The sequence below is a fragment of the Spirosoma agri genome, from assembly GCF_010747415.1.
In the GTDB taxonomy this organism is placed as follows: Bacteria; Bacteroidota; Bacteroidia; order Cytophagales; family Spirosomataceae; genus Spirosoma; species Spirosoma agri.
This window is the reverse complement of record NZ_JAAGNZ010000001.1, coordinates 3,358,157-3,381,847: the sequence shown is the minus strand read 5'-3', so window position 1 is coordinate 3,381,847 and position 23,691 is coordinate 3,358,157. Positions and strand designations below refer to the sequence as shown.

Here is a 23,691-nt window from a genome sequence, read left to right as displayed (position 1 = left end):
GGTTTAGCGAACAAAGGCCATAGCAACACCACCATCCACGTTCAGCACGTTACCGGTCGATTTGTTCAGTAAACCACCAACGAACGCGAAACAGGCACTGGCAATATCGTCGGGCAGGATAACCTCGTTCAACAGGGTTCGTTTGGCGTAATAGGCAGGCAGCTCTTCGACCGTTACGCCGTAGGCTTTGGCGCGTCCTTCGGCCCAGGCCCCCGCCCAGATTTTACTGTCCGAAATCACCGCGTCGGGGTTAACCACGTTCACCCGAATGTGATCCTTACCCAGTTCGGCGGCATTGAGCCGGCTCAGGTGGAGCTGTGCGGCTTTGGCTGAACCGTAACCCGCATTGTTCGGCCCCGATACCAGCGCGTTTTTGCTGACAATGTTCAGCACATCGCCACCAATAGCCTGTTTGCGCATCACCTCAACGCCAGCCTGCGTGACCAGGAACTGACCTTTCACGAGCACATCGTACAGAATATCCCAGTCGCTTTCGGTATGCTCTTCGATTGGCTTCGAAATGGACAGACCCGCACAATTGACTACGATGTCGACGCCACCGAATGCGAGCGCAGCCGTATCGAACGCTTTCCGGATGGTAGCGGCATCAGTAACGTCCAGTAAGGCTGCTGCGTGGGCGTCTTTGCCGTACTGCTGCTTGAATTCGTCATCGGCCCCTTTTAGTCGGCTGGCATCGTTGTCATTGATCACTACAACCGCGCCCTCGGCCTGAAACCGCTTGGCGATCGCCTTCCCGATGCCACCTGCACTACCCGTAATGAGCGCAATCCGGCCAGATAATGGTTTCGGCTTCGGCATCCGCTGTAGCTTGGCTTCTTCCAGGAGCCAGTACTCGATATCAAAGGCTTCCTGCCGGGGCAGCGAAGTATATTCCGAAATCGCTTCGGCACCACGCATCACGTTGATGGCGTTGATGTAGAATTCAGCGGCAACGCGGGCGGTCTGCTTGTCCTTCGCGAACGTAAACATCCCCACACCCGGATAAAGAATGACAACCGGATTTTTATCCCGTATAGCCGGGCTGTTCGGGTGTTTGCAGGTGTTGTAATAGTCCTCGTACATAGCCCGGTAGGACTCGAACGCCGAGGTCAGTTTCTCTTTAATGGCTTGCGTGTCGGACAGAGCTTCGTCGGGGGCCAGTTCCAGCACGAGCGGGCTGATTTTGGTACGCAGGAAGTGGTCGGGGCAGGAGGTTCCCATCGGAGCCAGCCGGTCGAGATCTACCGAATTGGTAAACTGCAAAACGCGTTCGTCGTCGGTGAAGTGACCGATCATGGGCTGTTGGTTCGAGCAGAAACCGCGCAGAATCGGGGCCAGTTTAGCTGCCTGGCTTAGCCGATCCTCTTTGGCCAGTGATTCTAGTTTCGTTCCCCCAAAAATCGCCCCTTTTTTACCGTAATTTTCCTCCAGGTATTCGGCGCACCGCTCAATTACTTCCAGCGTATTTACGTAGCTCTCGTAAGCGGTGTCACCCCAGGTGAAAAGACCGTGCGAACCGAGCATGATGCCCCGAATGCCCGGATTGTCGTGAAGACATTGTTCCAGTTGCAGGCCTAGTTCGAAACCCGGACGCTGCCAGTCAACCCAGCCAACCGTACCGCCGAACAGGTCCTGAACGATTTGTTTACCGTCTTTGGCGGCTGCGATGGCAATGGCAGCATCGGGATGGAGGTGGTCGATATGTTTAAAAGGCAGAAAGCCGTGCAGGGGCGTATCGATAGAAGGGGCTTTCGAGGCAAGATCGAAAATGCAATGGTTGAAGAGTTCGACCATCTCATCTTCAAATTCGAGGCCCCGGTATATTTTTTTCAGACTCCGAAGCCGATCAACGTACAACGCGGCCAGACCACTTCGTTTGAGCGTTCCTATATCGCCACCCGATCCTTTGACCCACATGACTTCGGTATCCTGACCCGTAAGCGGATCCTTGGCCATGGCTTTGCAGGAGGTGTTGCCGCCACCGTAGTTGGTCAGCCGCAGGTCGGCACCGAGCAGGTTCGACCGGTAAATTAACAAACCTACCTCATCGCCCGCCAATTCGGCTGCTTTGGCTTCGTCCCACAGATAGCTGACGTGCTGAAACGTTTTCGTCGTCGTTGACATAGTTTACAAATTAGACTGCTGTTAAGCAGGTGTGTGTTGTTGTGCTCTTTAGTTGATGCCAAAGCTAGTTGACCCGAAAATAAGTGCTTTCCTGTACTGTCCTATTTTGTGACGTATTTCTGAAAATATAGTGATTTCCATAGGGACACGAAAGACCAAACCACAAAAGAGCGATCGCCTGTAAAACTAATGTATACGCGCTGGAATTTACCCTCACCAACCCCTCGCTCAGTATGGGTAAAAGGACGGGGGGGAGGGTAAATTCAAAATAAAACAACCCCTTACAAACTGAAACAGTAGTCTGGGGGTATATAAGGTATGTATTGATAGATGCGAGCGGCTGTCAACTGCCCCGCTTCTAGTCTTCTGAACGTTTCGATAATGATGCTTCTCCGATTGATCTGGCAGATTCCGATGACACTGCTCGTTCTTATTATGGTGTTTGTCTTTGCCAACGAATACGCCGTTGCCCGCTCCAGCCGACGGACGAAAGATATTGCCTATGTACAGGCGAACCAGCCCGGTTTCAATGCCGAACGGCAGACCCTTGACGTGTATACGCCTAAAAATGAGTCGGCCAAGACGCGGCCTGTGGTGGTGTTTATTCACGGCGGGGCGTGGAATAGCGGCAGTAAAAGCCTCTATAGTTTTGTCGGTCGGCGACTCGCGAAACAGGGAATCGTTGCGGTCGTTGTCAGTTATCGGCTGGCACCCGATGTGGAAGTTCCGGCAATGGTCGATGATTGCGGGCGGGCGGTTCTCTGGACAGCGCAGCACATCGCTGAATACGGTGGAGATCCGAACCGGATTTTTGTCATGGGGCATTCGGCTGGTGGAGGTATAGCCGCCAGTCTGTCTACCGACGATCCATTTTTTGCCCGGCTTGGTCTCCCCCAAAATCCAATAAAAGGCGCAATTCTGGACGATCCGGCTGGCCTGGACATGTATGATTATCTGCAAAAAATGGAGTATTCCGGTGACGAAAAATACCTCATTCCTTTCGGTAAGAAACCGGACGTCTGGCGGGCCATGTCGGCGTTGTATCATGTCAGCGCCCGTTGTCCACCCGTGTTGCTGTATGTCGGTGAGCGTACCTATCCGAGCATTGCGCAGAGTACCCGTAAGTTCAGGCAACGGCTCCAGGATCTTGGCGTCAGGCATGCGTTCACCGTGTTGCCCGGTAAGAAACATATCCCGATGGTCACGCAGTTATTCTGGAAAAATAACGTCATTTATCAGGGAACACGCAAGTTCGTAGGCCTTTAAGAGACAGTCTAAATTTCACACAGGATGACAAAATGACCTCAAAACAGAAATTTGGACAATCTCTAATGAGACTCTCCTTATTCCAGAGCGTGGTGAATGAGAAGGTTCGTTGGTAACACAACGGGCGGGCTACTTTTCCCCGAGAAAAAAGTAGCCCGCCCGTTGTTAGGTTGCGCTGGTCCGGCTTCGCACCCATTTACCGGCTGCTAGCCGCTTTCTGAGCGATTGGAATCGTCTTTACTTCGCGTTCCCGCTCCGTTTGTTCGACATAAACGGCATAATCGGCTGGCTCGATCTTAACGCCGATATGGTTTGCGTACGCCTGGGTGAATTCTGCCCCGAAGTATAATATAGCCGCCGTGTAATAGATCCAGGTCAAGATAACGATCAACGAACCTGCTGCTCCGTAAGCCGAACTGGTGCTTGTCGTTTCGACATAGAGCCCAATGATATAACGACCCAGCATAAAGAGTAGCGCCGTGAAAATAGCGCCCCACCGAACATCTTTCCAGGAAATCTTGGCGTCAGGCAGGACCTTGAAAATAACGCCGAACAAGACGGCAACCACCGTAGTGCTGATCAGGAAGTTAATTGCACTAATGATCAATACGCCGATTTCGGGGATGTAGCGCGTCAGAAAGCCGCTCAGGGCTAGAATGATCCCGTTTATGATCAGTGACACAAGCAGTAAAAAACCCAGACTGACGACTAGTGATGAAGAAAGGAGTCGGTCTTTGATGAGTTTCAGCCAGCCCCGTTTCGGTTTAGCCTTTACACGCCAGATCAGATTGACCGAATCCTGAATTTCGACGAAAATACTGGTAGCGCCGAGTAACAGCGTGACGATACCAATGGCCAGCGCGCTATTGGTCTTCCCCGATAATTGCACGCTCTTGATCATATCCTGGATCTGCTTGGCGGCTTCGTTGCCAACCAGTCCATTGATCTGGGAAAAAATTTCTCCCTGGATCGCTTCCTGGCCCAGAAAAACACTGATCAATGAGATGATGAGAACCAATAACGGAGCTAGTGAGAAAACGGTATAGTAGGCTAAAGCTGCGCTCAATTTCAGGCAGCGATCATCCAGAAAACCGTTAAACGAATCTTTTAGAATAATCCATAAACTGGCAAAAAAAGGCTTAGTTGTCCTAGTTGTCATAGCGGTTGAGTGAATGAGAAAGCTGCCTTGTCTTACTAATCAACTGTCAATTTAGCTCAATGGCCTCTAATTGTAACCCAACTGGCGGGGTGTTGTTGGCGAAACTAGGCCAGAAGTACAATAAAAGTGCTGTTTGTGCACCAAAAGTATCTGTGTCCTCGGGTTGCCTATACGCCAGATTTAGCTAAAACAGCGTACCGATTCAGGACTAAACGGGAGACGGTTGCTCCAGTAAACAGGCCAGGTCTAACTGGTCTGAAACAGACCATAGTTGCGCATGTACGCATCGTTGGCCGAAAACTGCACACACACATCAGCCGTGATACCGGTTAGAATAAGTTGTTCGACTTGCAGGTAGGTTAGGAGCGCATTAAGCGTTGTCGCAAAGAAAGGGGGATGTTTGGGTTTAAGAACACTATAATCATCGTCTTCGGGAGGCAGCAGTTCAGCCAGTCGCTTTCCGCGAACCCCGTCGTTCAGACAGTGATTGACAAGCTCCGTAAAGTCGGAGCGCCAGCGGCCAAAATTGTCATTGGCATAAAGCACTGGGATATTCAAGGCTTTGGCCCGCTTTTTAAGGACGGCAATGTTCTTGGCTGCCTCGATTACCGGCGTCAATAAGTCGTCGCCACCCGGAAATTCCAGGTCATTAATCATATCAATGATAAGCAGTGCTACCGGGGCAGCGTCCGGGGTGTTGCCGCGTAAATCTCCGCTTTTCGTTGCCATGGGTCAAGGTGGGCTAACGCCTGAGTGATACCGGTTGACCAAGCGGAACGGACGTTTATTTTCTGGTATCTAGCGTATGGTCCACGCGTCATCCTGTGGTCATCGCTTGACAGCGGGGACCAAATCCTCATTATATTAGAATTTATGATCTACGTGAAATGATGGACAGTTTTTAGTTGAGCACCCAGTGTGCAAACTCACCAGAAGATCCGTAAACTGACTTATGGGATTTATTAAGGAAATCGTCGATCAGTCGACGTTGATCGAATACATGTCCGGAGCGAACAACTATACCTGGTTGTATTTCATGGATGGACGCGAACAGCTGATTAGTAAGTCGTTAAGCTATTTCGAAAAGCAGCTGCCCCATTTCATTCGTGTTCACAAAACAGCGCTGGTTAACCCGCAGTATATTCAGGAATGGCAGGCACCACTTCGGCGCCGGATGGCCGGAACGGTCCGCATGAGTAGCGAGGTAGTGCTTCCGGTAGGACGCCGGCGGTGGACTGAGGTGGCGCATACGGCAGTTACGATCAAACTCGAAAAAATCGAACAGGTCGAGAATAAACGGTCGCGCTCGGTCTTTTATCAATCCGAAGATGATACGAAAGGGTCGCTCTTGCAACAGACGATCGAAAACCAGTGGCCGGACTGTAAGGTACACCGCCTGAATGCAGGCGTTCGCTTGCCGGAGTTGCTTGGCTTACTGCCCGATCATGAATTGCCGACCCTGATTCTGCTGGATGCCCGAAAGTCGGTGATGAGCTTGCTGACCACGTTACAGCTATTGAAAGGAAATGCACGCACCGCATCGATCCCCACACTCTTACTGGTGAGTCAGAAAGCCAAATCGGAAGTTGAGAAAGGCTACGAGGGTAAGGCGAATTCAGTTGTTGTCCTTCCCGAGCAGAATACCGCCTTCATTCATACGATCAACCAGCTTGCTCACTATTGGTTAACCGTTATGCGTTTGCCCGCAGCAAATTAAATGATCGGGTAAACATGTGCTTAGTTACCCGATCACTGGTGTTGGGTTAGCTACATAGTATACGACATACGGGGTAATGTAGCCGTATCTAACCAATACGTTTTCAGGGCTTTGAAGTAATCCAGCCACTCTTCGTAGGTCATGGGTTTGACCATATACGATGTGCAGCCAAGCTGGTAGGCCATTTGAATATCGTCTTCGTGAGTAGAGCTGCTGAAGATGATAACGGGAACCTGGTTTAACGGAGCGGGTAAAGCCCGAATCGCATTTAGAATTTGCCACCCTTCCTCGCGGTGGGGCATATACAGGTCCAGCAAAATGAGTTGAGGGAAATCCCATTCCTGATCAGTGCAGCTGGCCAAAAAACGAATGGCTTCATCGCCGTTTGTTACACGAACAACTTGAGCTGTCGGGATTATCTGCAAAAAAGCCCCTTGGGTCAGTGTAGCCTGATCTTCCTGATCATCCACAACCAACAAGCGGAAATTAGTTAAGCGACGACTCATAGAGCTATGGTCAACTGGGTGAATTGAATTAGAATTAAAGATACTGCTTAAATAGAACTTATCGTGCATCGTCTTGTGTAGTTTATTTATCTTTTGGCCAATTCAATTTTTTCTTTTGGGTTAGTAGGTGAAAAAAGCCGGGAAACGTACTTTCAGCCTGTCTTCGACTCATGACACATAGCCTGATCACTGCTCATCTGTACCGCATGGCAGTGCATGAGAACCGGCATAGCATGGTTTTGGGCTGGCTCGTTTCGTTCAGAATCGGCATACGCTGCTGGCCGGTTGAAGCGGAGTTGTCGTGCTACAAATTGGCGTTCGTTTTTTTCAAAACAGCAGCGGCTTGTGCTCCGTTATCGTTGAAACAAGACATCGGAAGGCTTCACTATGGAAACAATTTACAACTGGCTGCTTGAAAACACAGGTAATGCTGGCCACTACTACACCGTCTTAAACACGCATCGCCAGCACGATTCGAACGGGTCAGATTCCCTGGAAATAATGGCTAGGCGGTCGGCTGATTTTTCGGTCGTTAACCTCGTTTTTGTGAATGAACACACGGCTGACGGGCCAGATTCCGACCGGAACGGGCGATTGGTGACGAGTTATTTATTCAGCGATGAGCAGCAGGTAATTGACTATATCGCTACTGGAACGGAACCGCAGGCGTCAGCGTCTGAGCAAACAACCGGTGTGCGGGTTCTAGTGGTCGAACCTGGTGGAGAAGCCGCCACAATCACGTTTCCACACGAGCAATAGCGCATTCAGACCCACCCAATAGGGTTACGCACAATACGTAAACACGAAAAACGCCAGTCCTAGAAGGGTTGGCGTTTTTTTATTATCTACCTTAAAAATACATGTTAAACTAATGAAACAAAGGTAACCCCTCACCAGATCGCCCGGATTAGAGGAGGATTAGAAAAACCTTAAGTTATCGTTAGATAAATGACCGACTTTCCGTAACTCAGTGAAGTTAGGTTGCGTAAAATAAGTAGCTCTGTGGACAGTACGCTGGATGAGACCCTGGCGTTTTATCGTACTCACCTCATTAGCTATCAGTTAGCTGTAACTTGCTGACAGGTAATGTATTAAGTCGGAAAAAATGCTTTCTAACCAAAAATTTACTTAGATTAAAAAATAGTTATAAATACTTAGGTTATTTTTAGCTGTGGCCCGTTTCGATTATCATTGTCTCATCATTCGCTACACGACCTAAACAATGGAAATCCAAAAGAAAGCAATGGCTGTTGGCCCCTGGACATTAGTATTTCTCATTGCTGGTTCTTTATTTTGGTTAACCGTTTCGTGGATATGGGGACTTATTTTCTGAGCCATTAACCTGTTCAACATGAAGTTCAGTAAGCTACTCAAGAATCATCAGACCCTGGTTATTGTCAACGCAGGCAGTTCCCAGCAACATAAATCGAGAAATCAGGCGTTAGGTATGGCTATTCGTTACAAGGACTTCCTTATTGAGCCGCACCTCATAAACGAGTGCAAGGAGGCCGAAGTCAATACGTATAGCATCAAGGGACAACGAACAGCCTATAAAATTTGTCATTCGGTTACTAAGCTGGTCTACGGTATGAAGCGCACGATGGCATCAGCTCAGAATACGATTGATAAAAATGGAACACGCTGGCTCAGCACTGACCGGTAAACATATCTGTTGAACAACGCAAAAGCCAGCATCCGTCGGATGCTGGCTTTTGCGTTGTTGCGGGTTGAGCTGTTATATACCTCGACCCTGGATCAGGCGTAAAATAATGGCAATGACAGCGATAACCAGCAGGATGTGAATCAGACCACCCATACCAAAACTACCGAATCCAAGAAAACCCAATAGCCAAATGATGATTAAAATGACAGCGATGGTGTACAGTAAATTTCCCATGTCGGTAAGATGATAAGAAGCTTAAGTTGATAATTAAAGGCGATACTGACCAATAAACTGCATTGGAGGCTCCTATGGCTGAAAACTTGAGGGAATGGTATCGTTAGTATTACATATGCTGATTTATTCAGGTTACTGCCGGCCGGTTACAGCACGGTGGTTTTGCCGGTTTTGTAGGGTGCCAATTGCACTGAGTTGGCGGGGAGTTCGGTAACCAGATAATCGATTTGGCTCAGATCGGCGACCTTCATCCGCATGACACTGTTCATCTTTTCGGATATGGCCAGAATAGCAACTTTGTGAGCGGCCCGAATCATGGCTTTTTTCGCCTGTACTGTTTCCCAATCCGAATCGGTAAGCCCTTCTTTGGGATCGATGGCGTTCGTCCCCATAATGCAGAGATCAACCTTTAGCTCCGACAAGCGCTGGTAAACTTCCCCGCCAACGCTCATCTGGCTGTACCGGGAAATCTGCCCGCCAATCATAATGATCTCCAGATTTGGCTTGTCCAGCAGCTCAACCGCCGTCAGAGGGTTAACCGTAATGAACGTTGCTTTCAGGTCTGTTGGAATCATCTTGATAAATTCCCGGATGGTTGTGCCACCGCCCATCAGAATTAACATGCCATCGTGGAGTAGCGTCAGGGCTTTTCCGGCAATCGTCAGTTTATTCTGGTGCGCGTACGTTTCCTGCAACTGCGACGAGTGATGATAGGCCTTTGACATCGCTCCCCCGCGAATTTTGATCAGCTTGCCCTCATCAGACAAATCATTAATGTCTCGTCGAACGGTATCCTCCGAAACGTGCAGCGTAGCGGCCAGATCAGTCAGACTCATTCGGGTATGAAGGCTTACCTGCTTTATAATCAGTTCTTTACGCTCGTCCTTTAAAAAAGCAATTGACATAGGGTGATCCAAGATCAGTTATTCAATGTAAAAGTAAAAAGAGGACTGAATCTAACGCAGTAGCGAATCGACTTTTGTTCAGTGTGCAAATTATGCCGTATTAATTGCGGTGAAGTTCGCAAATTTTTCGAATTACCTATATAAACTAAATTAAAAACGTACAATTTGCATATATTCTGGAGATATGAAGCATATAAATAAAATATTATTTGCAAAAGACGTTGTTAGGTAGTTATATTGCGCAAAATTTGCAGAGTCAGATTGCAAAAATTGCAATCTGACCCCTTTTTAAAGTACTAACCTATTAAGTCAACACTCAAAGTAGTATCTCTATGAACTGTACGTTACTACCCTGGCAGGCTCGGTTGGGCAAGCTTTTAACGTTATTCCTGTTGCTGAGTGTCCCCGCAATGGCTCAGACGATTTCCGGTAAGGTGACGAACGTTGGTGATGGCGCATCGCTGCCCGGCGTTACCATTGTGGAAAAAGGATCGACCAAAGGAACCGTGACGGACAGCGAGGGGAACTATACCCTTCGATTGTCGGGACCACAGGCAACGGTGATTTTCTCGTACATCGGCTTTGTTGCGCAGGAAGTTGGCGCAGCTGGCCGTTCGGTTATTAATGTGGCCTTGAAAGAAGACGCCACCCAGCTTGGGGAGGTCGTGGTGACGGCGCTCGGTATCACCAAAGACAAAAAAGCGCTGGCTTATTCCGTCTCGGAAGTGAAAGGCTCGGAATTTACGCAGGCTCGTGAAAACAACGTTGCCAACGCGCTGTCCGGCAAAATTGCCGGGGTAAACGCAACCGGCTTATCAACCGGACCCGGTGGCTCAAGCCGGATCATTATCCGGGGAAATGGCTCGCTCACCGGCGACAACCAGCCGCTCTATGTAATCAACGGTATGCCCATCGACAATACGGTGCCGGGCGGCAGCGCGACACCCAACGGTGGTCAGGGAAACGTTGACCGGGGGGATGGGATCGCGGGTATCAATCCCGATGATATTGAATCGATTAGTGTCCTGAAGGGCGGCACGGCTGCGGCTCTGTACGGCTCACGGGCGGCCAATGGTGTTATTCTGATCACGACTAAAAAAGGCAAAGCGCAACGCGGTATCGGGGTTGAGTATAATTCGACCTTTACGATGGACAACGTAGCTGTCTTTCCGGATTGGCAGTATGAGTATGGTCAGGGCGATGGCGCTGCCAAGCCGACAACGCAGGCGCAGGGTATTGCCTGGGGACGTCGTTCGTGGGGCGCTAAGATCGACGGGTCTGATTTCGTAGCGGCTGACGGGAAGACACACCCGTACACGGCTCAGAAAAATAACCTCAAAAACTTCTACCAAACTGGCAAGACATTTACGAACACGCTGGCCTTCACGGGTGGTAATGAGAAAGTAAACTATCGGTTTTCGCTGTCCGATCTGGATGCCAAAGGAATTCTGCCGACCAACACCTACAACCGCAAAACCGGTAACCTGAACGTGAACGGTGCCTTTGGCGAGCGCATCACGATTGAAGCCTTGGCGCAGTATACACTTGAAACGGGCCATAACAAGACGGGTGCGGGCGATGCCCTGGGCAACCCGAACTGGACGCCCTACATGATCGGTAACACGTCCGATATTCGTTGGCTGAGTCCCGGCTACGATGCCAACGGCAATGAAATTGCGTGGAACGATGCCGATATTGCATCGAACAGCTACTTCGTCGTCAATAAGTTCAAGCAGGACGATTCTAAAAACCGCTTTATCGGTCAGGTTGGATTGACCTACAAACTCCTGAAAAACCTGTCGGTGAAAGGGACGGCGAGCCGCGATTTTTACAACTATAACTACACCTACATTCTGCCAACCGGCACGCGCTACATCCCGAACGGACAGTATTCGCAGCTGAAGACGGACGTGAGCGAAACGAACAGCATGCTTACGGCTAACTACAACACGACGTTCGGCCACTTCGGATTGTCGGCACTGGCGGGTTTGAACCGGCGCGATTTCCGCTACAATCAGCTGAATACGAGCGGACAAACGTTCATTATCCCTTATTTCTACAGCTCCACCAACCTCGCCACGACAAGCACGATTCCGCTCAACCAGCGTACGGAAACCAACTCAGCCTTTGGCTCGGTCGATCTGGATTACAAAGGGGTTGCGTTTCTGACCATGACGGGTCGGCAGGATTGGTTCTCGACATTGAGCCCGCAGAATAACACGATTTTCTACCCCTCCGTTGGCGGAAGTTTTGTGCTGTCACAGGCGATTCAACTGCCCCGCGTGATCGATTATGCGAAAGTGCGCGCGTCGTGGGCGCAGGTGGGCGGTGCAACGCCCGATCCCTACGTGATCAATCTGACCTATTCGATGGTGCCCAGCTCCGGCCAGCCGCTTCAGAACGTAACCAGCAATGCCATCACCAACGCGGGTCTGAAACCACTGACCTCAACGACCTTTGAGGTGGGTATGGACCTTCAGTTCTTCGGGAAAAAACTGGGCCTTGACCTGACGTACTACAACCGGGCTACCACGAACGACATCGTACAGACCAGCATTTCGCCAACATCGGGTTACAACTCGGTGTACCTGAACGTCGGTAAACTGAACAACCGGGGTCTCGAAGCCCTGCTAACCGTCAACCCGATCCGGCGGTCGAATTTCGGCTGGAACGTGAGCTACAACATTGCCTACAACGACAGCAAAGTAGTGAAACTGGCCGACGGAATCAGTTCGATGCAGATGGCTACGTCGGTGGGTAACTGGGCCTACATCAACTCCATCGAAGGGCGTTCGTACGGCACCATCGTTGGAACGACCCGCGTTCGCGATGCCAATGGCAATATTGTCTACGATCCAACAACGGGTTTTGCCCAGAAATCGGCCCTTCAGGAGTTGGGCAAAGGCGTTCCGCCACTGACGATGGGGCTGACTAACGAGTTCAAATACAAGAACTTCTCGCTGAACGTACTGCTCGACGGCAAATTTGGTAATAAAGTGTTTTCGGTACTGGAAGTATATGCGAACCGGATGGGCAAGCTGAAACGCACGCTCGATGGTCGCGAAAATGGGCTAACCGTAACGGGCGTAACGGCCAGCGGAGATGCCTACACCAAAACGATCGCCAAAGAAAACCTGCGTACCTATTACGACAACGACAAAAACTACACGGAACTGTTCCTGCACGATGGCAGCTTTGTGAAACTGCGTCAGGTGATTTTCAGCTACAACATTCCCGTCAGTGCCATTCAGTTCGTCCGTCTGCAATCGGCCAGCATCTCGTTTGTGGCGCGGAACCTCTTGACCCTCTACAAACAGACCGACAATTTTGATCCGGAGCAGAGCTTCACCAACAGCTCGAACCAGGGTTTCGAATCGCTGGGCTTACCCCGCACCCGAAGTTATGGTCTGAACCTCATCGTAAAATTCTAATGACAGCCATGAAAAATCGATTCCATACATTCGCCTATTGCCTGGTAGCACTCTTCGCGCTGCAAAGTTGCGACAAGGGGCTGGAAGAACTCAATGTCAATCCGGATGCGTCCAGCGTAGCCAGTCCTGATTTCGTCTTTACCAAAGCCCAGTACGATGCCGTCGGGAACGTGATCACGGGGCTTCAGGGAACCATGCAATACACCACCAGCTACAACGATGTCGCGAGCTGGGGTTCCAAATACATTTTCAACCAGGGAACCGCACCCTATACGGTGTTCAGCAATGCGTACCCGAACGAGATCAACGAAATCGGTGAAGTGATCCGGGGACTGGAAAAAGATCCGGCTTTGGTGAACAAACTGGCCATCGCCAAAATATGGCGTGCGTACAGCTTCGCCAAAGTCACGGATTTGTACGGCGATATACCGTATACGCAGGCTGCGCAGGGGTATACCCAAAGCGTGTTCAAACCAACCTACGATGCCCAGAAAGACGTTTACGCCAATCTGTTGAGCGAACTGGAAAAAGCCGTTGCCTTGTTCGACGCGTCGAAATCGACGTTTGGCGCTGCTGACCTGATTTACGGGGGCGACATCACCAAGTGGAAGAAATTTGCTTACTCGCTTATGCTGCGAATGGGCATGCGCATGACGAAACCCGACGTGGCCCTGGCCGAAACGTGGGTGAAGAAAGCCATTGCGGGTGGTGTGATTACGGAAGATGCCGACCTCGCCAAAATTACCTATATGGCCTCTGGTCAGGTGATCAACCAGAATCCGTTATCTTACTGGATGCTGAACAGCGATTACCTGAAAGCCGATGGCGTGAGTAATCCGGAAGGGGGGAAATACTACGATACGTTTATCAATTACCTGAAAAGCACGAACGATCCCCGGTTGCCGGTTCTGTCGGTCGTGTACGTAAACGGAAAAGCCAGCACGGATGTAAGCATCCAGAAAGGGATGCCGGCAAACATTCCCAATACGAAACCCTCGAATTTTGTAACGTATTCGGAGCCGAACCAGAACACGCTTCTGAAGCTGAATGCACCGATGCTGGTGATCACCCCCGCCGAGATGAACTTCTATCTGGCGGAGGCTGCGATCCGGGGTTGGTATACGGCCAAGTCGGCAGCCACGCTGTATGATCTGGGGCTGAAAGCGGCCATGCGTCAATGGGCGTTGTACGGAGCCGATGGTGTGATTTCGCAGGCAAACATCGACGCCTACGCTACCGCCAACGCACTGGTGACGACGGCTACGGTTGCCAAACAGATGGAGCAGCTCTACACGCAGTTCTGGGTATCGGTCTTCCCGAATTCGCAGGAGGTTTTCCTGAACTGGCGTCGCACGGGCTACCCCGCACTGGTTCCCAACAACTACGTCGGAAACATCACCGGTGGACAGATTTTCCGCCGGATGCTCTACCCCGCCACGGAGGAGAACCTGAACAAAGAGAACTACAACAGCGCCGTTGCGCGGCAGGGCGAGAACACATTTCTGACCCATATGTGGCTCGACAAATAAGGGCCGACGGTGTTACTAATGCATTATTTGGTGTAGTTACCGGGCAAAGGAGTAAGCTTGAAAACCGAATCCCTTTTCTCATGTACGTAATTGGCTGGGCCGTGTTGTGCCCAGTCAATTTTATTCTCAAAACAAATGCGCGTTCTATTCCCGTTTTTTTTCACCCTGCTTTATGCCGGAAAGCTGTTTGCACAAAGCGGCCTAATTCCTGAACCCGTATCCTATCAATCAGGGGCGGGTCAATTCCGGCTTGACGCCCAGGTGGGCATTACGTCCGGTTCGGGGGTATCCCGTCAATTTGTCGCGTTGGCGCAGGCGCAGCTTCGGGCGAGTACGGGGGTGACGCTGGCCCTGACGAAAGCGAAGTCCGCGATCGGTTTGACCATCGACTCACTAAAAATTACCCAGCCCGAAGGGTATCGACTTCAGATCAGTCCGCAGGGCATTACCGTAACCGGACACGACGAAGCCGGACTCTTTTACGGAATTCAATCCTTAACCCAACTTCTTTCGCAGGCAACAGCGGGTACGATTCCAGCCTGCACGATTATGGATTACCCGCGTTTTTCGTACCGGGGGATGCACCTCGATGTGAGCCGCCATCTGTTTCCGATTGCCTTTATCAAGAAATACATCGACCTGCTGGCGTTGTATAAAATCAACACCTTTCACTGGCATCTGACCGATGATCAGGGTTGGCGCATCGAAATCAAACGATATCCGGCCTTACAGCAAAAAGCCGCGTACCGAGCCGAAACGCTGATCGGTCACAAGAAAGAGCTGTCCCGCCGTGGAAACAGGCATCGCTTCGATGGCAAACGCTACGGTGGGTATTACACACAGGCCGAAATCAAAGATATTGTTCGGTACGCCACCCAACGGCACGTAACCGTCATCCCCGAAATTGAAATGCCGGGTCACGCGCTGGCTGCGTTGAGCGCTTATCCAGGGCTAGGATGCCTGAAACCGGATGGCAAGCCGGGCGGCCCTTATCAGGCGGCAACGTTCTGGGGTATCTTCGACGACGTATTTTGCGCGGGGAATGACAGCACCTTTGCGTTTCTGGAAGGGGTGCTGGATGAGGTCGTTTCCTTGTTTCCGTCCACCTATATTCACATTGGGGGGGACGAATGCCCGAAAACGCGCTGGAAAACCTGCGCCAACTGTCAGGCCCGCATTCACCGTGAACACCTGAAGGATGAGGACGAACTACAAAGCTATTTTATTCGTCGGATCGACAAATACCTGACCAGCAAAGGGCGGCAGGTGATTGGCTGGGATGAGATACTGGAAGGGACCGGTCCTGATTTAGGCATGTCGCCGGGGGCTACGGTGATGAGCTGGCGGGGAATCGAGGGCGGGATTGAGGCCATGAAACAAAAGCATAACGCCATCATGACGCCCGAAAGTCACGTGTATTTCGATTATTACCAGTCGTTATATCCTGAAGAACCCTTAGCGGCTGCCGGGTACACGCCCTTGAGCAAAGTCTACGCGTACGAACCGATTCCTGCCGATCTTCAGGCCAGTGAGACGAAGTACCTGAAAGGCGTTCAGGGAACGGCGTGGAGCGAATACATGGACAGTCCCGAAAAGGCCGAGTACATGATTTTTCCCCGGGTCCTGGCCGTTGCTGAAATCGCCTGGAGTCAACGGCAACACCGTAACTATCCAAGCTTTCTGCGGAGACTACGCCAGCAAGAGCCCATGCTGAAACGACTTAATGTTCACTACGCCAATCGCTTCGACGAACTGACCGATTCCGTGACGGTCAACCCGAACGGTACGGTGCAGCTGACGCTGACCACAACGTTGCCCAATGCCACCATCCGCTACACAACTGATGGGTCGGTCCCTGTTCCGTCCAGTTCAATCTATGCTAAACCACTCGTAGTTGATCGGACCAGCACCGTGAAAGCCGCTGTTTTTCTGGACAATCAACAACAGGGACGGGTCTATCAGAAAGCATTGACGATCAGCAAAAGTACGGGTAAACCGGTCACGTTCTCAACCGAACCGATGGGCGGCTACCGCCCCGCCAGTCCGCTGATCGCAGTCAACGGCGTGGCCGGAACGAGCCGCTACAATACGGGCGAATGGATCGGTTCTCAGGGTAAAGATGCGGACGTGCTGATCGATTTACAGACTGCTCAGTCCATTTCAAGCATCGGTACGCACATTCTGAACTACCACTGGCAGCGGATGTGGGCACCCGACACGCTTCAGATGTGGGTGTCGGAAGACGGTAAAACGTTTCGGGAGGTGTACCGGCAAACGCAGTTCCCGATCAACGGGATCAATTCGGTGACCGCTACGTTTCCGCCGGTTCGGGCGCGTTATGTACGGATACGGGCAACCAACAAAGGAATCATTCCATCGGGCGAATACGGAGCCGGTGGGAAAGCATGGCTTCTACTCGACGAGTTTCGGGTCGATTAATTTATAGTTTACGTGTTTATGCAGCTTATCAACAGGTTAACCTTTCTCTTTTTTTTGCTTATTACCATCAGTTCGTTTGCGCAGATTGGGGCGAATCACAACAAACCCCAGCGCGAAGAGTGGCTGAAAGACGCTGGTTTCGGGATGTTCATCCACTGGAATGTGGATACCCAACTGGGCGTTGTTATCAGTCACTCGCTGGTGGGTGCGTCGCCCGATTACGTCGAACGGTACATCAGTGAGCTACCCAAAACGTTCTACCCGAAAGACTGGGACCCGGAAAAACTGGTGATTCTGGCCAAAAACGCGGGCATGAAGTACATCATGTTCACGACGAAGCACCACGCCGGTTTCTGTATGTGGGATACCAAAACCACCGATTTCGGCGTGATGAACACGCCTTATAAGAAAGACATCGTGCGGCAATACGTCGATGCGTGCCGGAAGTGGGGGTTAGCCGTTGGCTTTTACTACTCGCCCGAAGATTTTTCGTTCGCCTACCGCAACGGCATGAAGGCTATTACCCGCGACGATCATTGGGAAAAAGCGAAACCGTTCCAGGCTAAATACAAACAGTTTGTCGAAGCGCAGTGCAAAGAGCTGATGACGAACTATGGCCCGGTCGACCTATTTTTTATCGACAGCGACGTACTTCGCGAAGAGGTGAAAGCAACCGTCTGGAAATACCAGCCCAACTGCCTCGTCACGCGGGGTGTGCTGGAAACGCCCGAGCAATACCTCCCCGGCGAAACCCTGACAACGGCCTGGGAAAGCTGCATGACGATGGGAACCGCCTGGAATTACAAGCCGACCAACGATCACTATAAATCGGGTACAGAATTGATCGACATTCTGATCGAATCGCGGGCCAAGGGCGGATCGTATCTGCTTAACATTGGACCAACGCAGTGGGGTGACCTCAACGAAGGGCAACAAGGGCGGTTGATGGAAATCGGGGCCTGGCATTTCATCAATCAGGAAGCGGTTCACAACGTTCGTCCGTGGATTGTCCGAAACGAGGGTGATATCTGGTTTACCAAACAGAAAGACGTCAATACGGTCTACGCGTACCTGACCAATATGCCGGACTGGCCACGCGGTGAACGCCGGACGTTTTTGCTGAAATCGGTCAAGACGACGCCGTCAACCGAAGTGAGCGTACTCGGCCAAACGGGCAGTGTTGTCGAATACCAACCGGCAAACGACGGCAAAGCGCGGTTCGAGCAAACACCGGAAGGACTCAAGATCTCGGTGGTTCGGGCGCAGCGGATTTACAACAACCATAAGTGGCCCAATCCAATCGTCGTTAAGCTGAAAAATGTCGAAGCTGCCGTTGAACCAGCCCATTTCAAGACGGTCAACGCCGAAAAAACAGCCAGTGGTAATCTGAAATTGACCGCTGATTTAACGAAGATGGGCAGCGGCAAAACATACCAAGTTGGTTTCGAGTACCGTCCGGTACAAAGCTCGTTGAATGAAGAGTTTAACCAGAAGTGGACCCAAACGGATGTGTATCCCATCTCGAAGCCGGGTGCGCAGACGCTGGAAATCGTAGCCAACAATATTAACACCTACGACGAAATCGAATACCGGGCCATTCTGTACCAAGACGGGTTGAAGATTGACGGCAATACGCAGAAAATCAGTAAGCTACGCTTGGAATAAAGCGTAAAACCGGAGCGCAGGAGTAGGCCAAAAACGCGCAAAACTACAGAAAACGATACCCTCAAACAGTTAATTCGCTCATGAAAGCACAACGTCGATCCATTTTAAAACGCCTTTTTTCGTCCATTGCCGGTGTCGCTGGACTAAGCGCAGCGACTAACGCGGTTGCCGCCGATGAATCCCCAGAATTGGTAAAAACCGAAGCCGCTCCGCAGAAAGAAGCCTTTAATGTCGTGACGCAGGACGACGTACCCTTGTTTTCGGGTTCGACCAAGCTGGGCAATCTGGTTTTCGTTGCCGGGAAAGGCTACCACAAAGAAGGAGACATTAAGGTCCATACGGAGGAGGTGCTGAAAGAACTCGAGAAAGAGTTGATCAAAGCCGGTTCATCGATGGAGAAAGTCCTGAAAGTAAGCGTGTACCTGCATGATTTGAACGATTACAAAGGCATGAACGAAGTCTACAAAGGCCGATTTGGCAACAAGCCGCCGGTACGCACGACCGTTGCCGTTTACGGGGGTGTACCGGGTAGCTCACTGGTCGAAATGGATTGCATTGCCTATATCTAACGAACCTTTCTCTTTTTTAACCTTACTCACATGTTAAGCAGACGAAAACTCATCAAGCGGTTATCGAGCGGAACGCTCGTCGGTGGATTGGTCGGCGGGGCTCTCCCGATAACGGTAACGGCCGCTCCAACAGCGGCCCCCAAACGAGATCTGTTCAAGGAGTTAGGCGTGCGCACTTTCATCAATGCGGCTGGTACGCTGACCTACATGACCGGATCGCTTATGCACGACGAAGTGCTGGAAGCTATTCAGAACGGTGCCAAAGAATTTTGTCTACTTGACGAGATTCAGGACAAAGTAGGAGCGAAGATTGCGCAGATGGTTCATTCGGAAGCAGCCGTGGTTACGTCGGGCGCTTTTTCCGGGATGACGCTTGGTCTGGCGGGTATCTTGACCGGCATGGACCTGAAAAAAGTAGAGCAACTGCCTCACCTGACAGGAACCGGGATGAAAACGGAGGTGATCTGCCAGAAAGCCCACGACATCGTGTATAACCACGCACTGACCAATACGGGCTGTAAAATCATTCAGGTAGAGACCGCCGAGGATGTCGAAAAAGCCATCAACGAAAAGACCGCGCTCATGCATTTTCTGCACATCGAAGCCGACAAGGGCAAGATCATGCACGAAGAATGGGTAGCCCTGGGCAAAAAGCACAACATCCCCACATCCATCGACATTGCTGCCGATGTGCCGCCGGTAGAGAACCTATGGCGATTCAATGAGATGGGGTTCAGTTTTGTGGTCGTATCGGGTGGTAAAGCCATGCGGGGGCCGCAAAGCGCCGGTCTGCTGATGGGCAAAAAAGACATTATATCGGCGGCTCGTTTGCACATGCCTCCCCGCGGTTTCAACATCGGTCGGGGCATGAAAGTAAACAAAGAAGAAATTCTGGGCATGTATGTGGCGCTGGAACGATTCATCAACGAGGACCACGGTAAAGTCTGGAAAATGTGGGAAGACAACACCGCCCATATCGAAAGCGCGGTGAAAACCGTCAGCGGAGTTAAGACGGACGTACACGTTCCGCCGTTGGGCAATCATACGCCTACACTCCGTATCTCGTGGGACCCCGATAAACTTCATCTGACCGGAAAAGAGCTACAGGAAGCACTCCGGAAAGGTGACCCGTCGATTGAAGTAGGCGGTAGCGGACCCAGCCACATCGGCGTAACGGTCTGGATGCTGAAACCCGGTCAGGAAAAAATTGTGGCGCGTCGGATCAAGGAAGAACTGTCCAAAGCGGCTGTTTAGGCAGGTCTCTGGCTGGGTAGACCGAAAGCGGCCTTGCCGGGAAATCATTCGTTTATTCTAGAAAGATCCAATCGTGAAACAGGTCGTTCTTTGGCTGTTTATTCTCTTCGCCGGAAAAATGGCGTGTGCTCAGCCGTACAGTATTGTCATCAAAGGCGGACACGTTATCGACCCGAAAAACAAGATTGATGGCATTCTGGACGTTGCCATCCGGGATGGTAAAATCAGTAAGGTCGAAAAAAATATTGATACGCAGGGCGTTGCACAGGTTGTCGATGCGAAAGGGTTGTTGGTGACGCCGGGCCTGATCGACATTCACACCCACGTTTTTTTCGGGACGAATCCCGATCAGGCGTATAGCAATGGCCCGAATGCTTTGCCACCCGACGGTTTTACGTTCCGCAACGGCGTAACGACCATTGTGGATGCGGGCTGTTCGGGCTGGCGCGACTTTCCAACCTTTAAGAGCCAGACGATTGATCGCTCACAGACGCGGGTGCTGGCTTTGCTGAACATTGTCGGAAGCGGTATGCGGGGTGGTAAGGTCGAACAGAATCTGGACGACATGGACGCCCGTCTGACCGCCGACATGGCAAAACAGTATCCTGATCTAGTAGTCGGCGTTAAGCTGGCCCACTACAGCGGCTACAACTGGACACCCACCGAGCGAGCCATCGAAGCAGGGAAACTGGCGAACCTACCGGTCATGATCGATTTCGGTAGTAGCACCCCGATGCTGTCCCTCGAAGAACTGTTTACCAAACACCTGCGCCCCGGCGACATCTACACGCATTGTTTCGGGCAGCTAAAAACGCGTGAGCCCATTCTCGACGCGGCAACCGGTACAGTAAAACCATTCGTCCGGGAAGCACAGAAAAAAGGCGTTTTGTTCGACGTTGGGTACGGTGGGATCAGCTTCGCATTTTCGCAGGCGATTCCGGCCTTGAAAAGTGGCTTTTACCCCAATACCATTAGTACCGATATTCACACGGGCAGCATGAACAATGCGATGAAAGATATGCTCAATGTTATGTCGAAATTTATGGCGATGGGGATGGATGTACCGAGTGTCATCGAGGCCAGCACCTGGCATTCGGCGCAGGCGATCCGGCGACCCGAACTCGGTCATTTGTCCGTGGGTGCAGTTGCCGACATTGCGATCCTGAACGTTCGGGGAGGGCAGTTTGAGGTGCGTGATACGGGTTACTTCGGGTTCTTCGACTATACTGGTCACAAAATCGTTGGCAAGCAGAAGCTCGAATGCGAGATGACCATTCGTAAGGGTAAGATTGTCTACGATTTGAACGGCATTGCCATCCCGGTTGTCGTAACGCAGACGCCCCGTTCGTAGCATGGCGATTCACGTATCATCCGCGAAAAATCGGCTTTTCCTCTGCGTGTATCGGCGAGAAGACACGTACGAAAAAGGGCTGATGGCCGCAAACGTTCACTAATTGATGATCTGTCCGCTGACCATTAAACAACTATTTTCCGTTAAGTTTGAGCGTTACACGACTAATACCGTAGCGATTGTATGGCTACGGCTGTTCTGGTAAAAGCCTCATTACTCAATTGTTTTGCTTAAAATCAAGTTATTATGCAAGTTGATGTATTAACACCCGAAATTGCCTTTGCCCAAACCGGCCTTTCTTTGCCGCCTGCCCCTCAACCACTGGGTGTTTATAAACCGTACCTCATCGACGGAAAGTATTTGTATGTATCGGGTCATGGTCCGGTTCGGGACGATAAAAGCCTGATTATTGGCCGTATCGGGGCCGATATAGACATGGAAGCAGGAAAACTGGCCGCCCGGCAGGTTGGGCTGACCATTCTGTCGACCATCAAAACCCACCTGGGAAGCCTCGACCGGGTGAAGCGCGTTATTAAAGTGCTGGGCATGGTAAACTGCGTTCCCGAATTCGAACGCCATCCATACATCATCAATGGATGCAGTGAACTGTTCGCCGACGTATGGGGCACGGACAACGGCATTGGCGTTCGCTCGGCGGTTGGGATGGGCTCGCTGCCCGACAACATTCCGGTCGAAGTGGAAGCCTTGTTTGAATTAGCCTAATCATGGAACAAACCCCCTGGTATCAACTCGACGACGCTAGCCAGCTGGATACACCCGCACTGGTCATCTATCCCGACCGTGTTCAGGCAAATATCCAGTTACTCATCGACGCCATCGACGATGTGAACCGACTCCGGCCGCACGTAAAAACGAACAAGTCGCGGGAAGCCACCCGGCTGATGCTGGATGCGGGTATCACCAAGTTCAAATGCGCGACAATTGCCGAAGCCGAAATGCTGGCTTATTGCGGGGCAAACGATGTTCTGCTGGCCTATCAACCCAGCGTTCCGAAAATGCACCGGTTGTTGGCGCTGATGAACGCGTACCCGGAAACCCAGTTCGCCTGTCTGGTTGATAACCTGACTACGGCTCAGCATCTGTCGGAGCTAGCTGTTGAAGCGGATCGTATTGTTCCCGTGTATATCGACCTGAACGTAGGTATGAACCGTACGGGTATTAGTCCCGGCGATGCGGTGTTGACGCTCTACGCCGAACTGAGTCAGTTGGTTGGTGTCCGGCCGGTTGGCTTGCATGCCTACGACGGTCACCTTCGAAATCCGGATCTAGCCGCCCGGACAGTTGACTGTGATGCTGCCTTCCAGCCCGTAAAACAACTCCAGGAAACGCTGGTAGAACGGGGTTTTGCAACACCGGCACTTGTGGTGGGAGGGAGCCCGACGTTCCCAATTCACGCAAAACGGGCGGATGTCGAGTGTAGCCCCGGTACGTTTATTTACTGGGACAAAGGCTATCAGGCTGGCTTGCCGGAACAACCGTTTCTGACGGCTGCACTCGTTGTCGCGCGGGTTATTTCGTTACCCGACGCCACAACGGTTTGTCTGGATCTAGGCCATAAATCGGTGGCTCCCGAGGGGGACTTAGCCCAGCGCGTTACGTTCCTGAATGCGCCGGAATTGAAGGCTGTCGGGCAGAGCGAAGAGCATCTGGTTGTCGAAGCCGGTCCCGGCCATTCGTATCAGATCGGTGATGTGTTGTACGGACTGCCGAACCACATTTGCCCGACCGTAGCCCTGTATGAACGGGCGTATACCATCGAAGCTGGTGAAGTCTCCGGGGAGTGGCTAACCATTGCCCGAGACCGCAAATTATCCGTTTAATTCGTTCCGTATGGCGGGCGATCCAGCTATTCATGGCG

General features: G+C 51.4%; 19 protein-coding genes. 13 read left to right on the top strand and 6 right to left on the bottom strand.

Going from position 1 to position 23,691, the window contains the following annotated elements; all coding sequences use genetic code 11:
* Positions 1-3 precede the first annotated feature (3 nt).
* Positions 4-2,124: a bifunctional aldolase/short-chain dehydrogenase gene (locus GK091_RS14110; protein WP_164039193.1), complete on the bottom strand. Its 2,121-nt coding sequence runs from the start codon at positions 2,122-2,124 to the stop codon at positions 4-6.
* Positions 2,125-2,505: 381 nt separating this feature from the next.
* Between GK091_RS14110 and GK091_RS14105 the strand changes: the two genes are divergently transcribed.
* On the top strand, positions 2,506-3,390 hold the full coding sequence (locus GK091_RS14105; protein ID WP_164039191.1) for an alpha/beta hydrolase: 885 nt from the start codon (positions 2,506-2,508) through the stop codon (positions 3,388-3,390).
* Between the two features lie 196 nt (positions 3,391-3,586).
* On the opposite strand, the gene GK091_RS14100 is transcribed toward GK091_RS14105, so the two are convergent.
* Positions 3,587-4,549: a YihY/virulence factor BrkB family protein gene (locus GK091_RS14100; protein WP_164039189.1), complete on the bottom strand. Its 963-nt coding sequence runs from the start codon at positions 4,547-4,549 to the stop codon at positions 3,587-3,589.
* 246 nt (positions 4,550-4,795) lie between these two features.
* Positions 4,796-5,278: an isochorismatase family cysteine hydrolase gene (locus GK091_RS14095; protein ID WP_164039187.1), complete on the bottom strand. Its 483-nt coding sequence runs from the start codon at positions 5,276-5,278 to the stop codon at positions 4,796-4,798.
* A 223-nt stretch (positions 5,279-5,501) separates the two neighbouring features.
* Between GK091_RS14095 and GK091_RS14090 the strand changes: the two genes are divergently transcribed.
* Positions 5,502-6,266: a response regulator transcription factor gene (locus GK091_RS14090; RefSeq protein WP_164039185.1), complete on the top strand. Its 765-nt coding sequence runs from the start codon at positions 5,502-5,504 to the stop codon at positions 6,264-6,266.
* 50 nt (positions 6,267-6,316) lie between these two features.
* On the opposite strand, the gene GK091_RS14085 is transcribed toward GK091_RS14090, so the two are convergent.
* Positions 6,317-6,772, bottom strand: coding sequence for a response regulator (locus tag GK091_RS14085; RefSeq protein ID WP_164039183.1), 456 nt, complete (start codon positions 6,770-6,772; stop codon positions 6,317-6,319).
* A 387-nt stretch (positions 6,773-7,159) separates the two neighbouring features.
* Between GK091_RS14085 and GK091_RS14080 the strand changes: the two genes are divergently transcribed.
* Together GK091_RS14080 and GK091_RS14075 are read left to right on the top strand one after the other, a co-directional pair.
* Positions 7,160-7,531, top strand: a complete 372-nt coding sequence (locus GK091_RS14080; RefSeq protein ID WP_164039180.1) for a hypothetical protein — start codon at positions 7,160-7,162, stop codon at positions 7,529-7,531.
* Between the two features lie 592 nt (positions 7,532-8,123).
* The gene (locus GK091_RS14075) at positions 8,124-8,435 is read left to right on the top strand and encodes a hypothetical protein (RefSeq protein WP_164039174.1); all 312 of its coding nucleotides are present in this window, start codon (positions 8,124-8,126) and stop codon (positions 8,433-8,435) included.
* 72 nt (positions 8,436-8,507) lie between these two features.
* Here the strand turns inward: GK091_RS14075 and GK091_RS14070 are convergent, their stop codons facing one another.
* Together GK091_RS14070 and GK091_RS14065 are read right to left on the bottom strand one after the other, a co-directional pair.
* The gene (locus GK091_RS14070; protein WP_164039170.1) at positions 8,508-8,669 is read right to left on the bottom strand and encodes a lmo0937 family membrane protein; all 162 of its coding nucleotides are present in this window, start codon (positions 8,667-8,669) and stop codon (positions 8,508-8,510) included.
* 146 nt (positions 8,670-8,815) lie between these two features.
* On the bottom strand, positions 8,816-9,574 hold the full coding sequence (locus GK091_RS14065) for a DeoR/GlpR family DNA-binding transcription regulator (RefSeq protein WP_164039167.1): 759 nt from the start codon (positions 9,572-9,574) through the stop codon (positions 8,816-8,818).
* A 332-nt stretch (positions 9,575-9,906) separates the two neighbouring features.
* On the opposite strand from GK091_RS14065, the gene GK091_RS14060 reads away from it, so the two are divergent.
* The 9 genes from GK091_RS14060 (at position 9,907) to GK091_RS14020 (ending at position 23,653) form a co-directional block, all read left to right on the top strand.
* Positions 9,907-13,005, top strand: coding sequence for a SusC/RagA family TonB-linked outer membrane protein (locus GK091_RS14060; RefSeq protein ID WP_164039164.1), 3,099 nt, complete (start codon positions 9,907-9,909; stop codon positions 13,003-13,005).
* A gap of 8 nt (positions 13,006-13,013) precedes the next feature.
* Positions 13,014-14,534: a SusD/RagB family nutrient-binding outer membrane lipoprotein gene (locus GK091_RS14055; protein WP_164039161.1), complete on the top strand. Its 1,521-nt coding sequence runs from the start codon at positions 13,014-13,016 to the stop codon at positions 14,532-14,534.
* A 135-nt stretch (positions 14,535-14,669) separates the two neighbouring features.
* Positions 14,670-16,973 (top strand): glycoside hydrolase family 20 protein, encoded by a 2,304-nt coding sequence (locus GK091_RS14050; protein ID WP_164039157.1) that lies wholly within the window; start codon positions 14,670-14,672, stop codon positions 16,971-16,973.
* Between the two features lie 54 nt (positions 16,974-17,027).
* Positions 17,028-18,638, top strand: a complete 1,611-nt coding sequence (locus GK091_RS14045) for an alpha-L-fucosidase (RefSeq protein ID WP_164039151.1) — start codon at positions 17,028-17,030, stop codon at positions 18,636-18,638.
* A gap of 80 nt (positions 18,639-18,718) precedes the next feature.
* Complete coding sequence (locus tag GK091_RS14040; protein ID WP_164039146.1) at positions 18,719-19,207, top strand: RidA family protein; 489 nt, start codon at positions 18,719-18,721, stop codon at positions 19,205-19,207.
* 30 nt (positions 19,208-19,237) lie between these two features.
* Entirely contained in the window at positions 19,238-20,461 is a 1,224-nt protein-coding gene (locus tag GK091_RS14035) for an aminotransferase class V-fold PLP-dependent enzyme (RefSeq protein WP_164039143.1), read from the top strand.
* A 118-nt stretch (positions 20,462-20,579) separates the two neighbouring features.
* Complete coding sequence (locus GK091_RS14030) at positions 20,580-21,812, top strand: amidohydrolase/deacetylase family metallohydrolase (protein WP_170312736.1); 1,233 nt, start codon at positions 20,580-20,582, stop codon at positions 21,810-21,812.
* A gap of 246 nt (positions 21,813-22,058) precedes the next feature.
* A complete protein-coding gene (locus tag GK091_RS14025) occupies positions 22,059-22,535 on the top strand; it encodes a RidA family protein (protein WP_164039137.1) in 477 nt (158 codons plus the stop codon).
* 2 nt (positions 22,536-22,537) lie between these two features.
* Complete coding sequence (locus tag GK091_RS14020) at positions 22,538-23,653, top strand: D-TA family PLP-dependent enzyme (RefSeq protein ID WP_164039134.1); 1,116 nt, start codon at positions 22,538-22,540, stop codon at positions 23,651-23,653.
* The last annotated feature ends 38 nt before the right edge of the window (positions 23,654-23,691 follow it).

What these genes read in the sequence shown, in the direction of transcription:
- GK091_RS14110 (WP_164039193.1), bottom strand. Translation starts at nt 2,124, where the DNA reads ATGTCAACGACGACGAAAACGTTTCAGCACGTCAGCTATCTGTGGGAC.
- GK091_RS14105 (WP_164039191.1), top strand. Translation starts at nt 2,506, where the DNA reads ATGATGCTTCTCCGATTGATCTGGCAGATTCCGATGACACTGCTCGTT.
- GK091_RS14100 (WP_164039189.1), bottom strand. Translation starts at nt 4,549, where the DNA reads ATGACAACTAGGACAACTAAGCCTTTTTTTGCCAGTTTATGGATTATT.
- GK091_RS14095 (WP_164039187.1), bottom strand. Translation starts at nt 5,278, where the DNA reads ATGGCAACGAAAAGCGGAGATTTACGCGGCAACACCCCGGACGCTGCC.
- GK091_RS14090 (WP_164039185.1), top strand. Translation starts at nt 5,502, where the DNA reads ATGGGATTTATTAAGGAAATCGTCGATCAGTCGACGTTGATCGAATAC.
- GK091_RS14085 (WP_164039183.1), bottom strand. Translation starts at nt 6,772, where the DNA reads ATGAGTCGTCGCTTAACTAATTTCCGCTTGTTGGTTGTGGATGATCAG.
- GK091_RS14080 (WP_164039180.1), top strand. Translation starts at nt 7,160, where the DNA reads ATGGAAACAATTTACAACTGGCTGCTTGAAAACACAGGTAATGCTGGC.
- GK091_RS14075 (WP_164039174.1), top strand. Translation starts at nt 8,124, where the DNA reads ATGAAGTTCAGTAAGCTACTCAAGAATCATCAGACCCTGGTTATTGTC.
- GK091_RS14070 (WP_164039170.1), bottom strand. Translation starts at nt 8,669, where the DNA reads ATGGGAAATTTACTGTACACCATCGCTGTCATTTTAATCATCATTTGG.
- GK091_RS14065 (WP_164039167.1), bottom strand. Translation starts at nt 9,574, where the DNA reads ATGTCAATTGCTTTTTTAAAGGACGAGCGTAAAGAACTGATTATAAAG.
- GK091_RS14060 (WP_164039164.1), top strand. Translation starts at nt 9,907, where the DNA reads ATGAACTGTACGTTACTACCCTGGCAGGCTCGGTTGGGCAAGCTTTTA.
- GK091_RS14055 (WP_164039161.1), top strand. Translation starts at nt 13,014, where the DNA reads ATGAAAAATCGATTCCATACATTCGCCTATTGCCTGGTAGCACTCTTC.
- GK091_RS14050 (WP_164039157.1), top strand. Translation starts at nt 14,670, where the DNA reads ATGCGCGTTCTATTCCCGTTTTTTTTCACCCTGCTTTATGCCGGAAAG.
- GK091_RS14040 (WP_164039146.1), top strand. Translation starts at nt 18,719, where the DNA reads ATGAAAGCACAACGTCGATCCATTTTAAAACGCCTTTTTTCGTCCATT.
- GK091_RS14035 (WP_164039143.1), top strand. Translation starts at nt 19,238, where the DNA reads ATGTTAAGCAGACGAAAACTCATCAAGCGGTTATCGAGCGGAACGCTC.
- GK091_RS14030 (WP_170312736.1), top strand. Translation starts at nt 20,580, where the DNA reads ATGGCGTGTGCTCAGCCGTACAGTATTGTCATCAAAGGCGGACACGTT.
- GK091_RS14025 (WP_164039137.1), top strand. Translation starts at nt 22,059, where the DNA reads ATGCAAGTTGATGTATTAACACCCGAAATTGCCTTTGCCCAAACCGGC.
- GK091_RS14020 (WP_164039134.1), top strand. Translation starts at nt 22,538, where the DNA reads ATGGAACAAACCCCCTGGTATCAACTCGACGACGCTAGCCAGCTGGAT.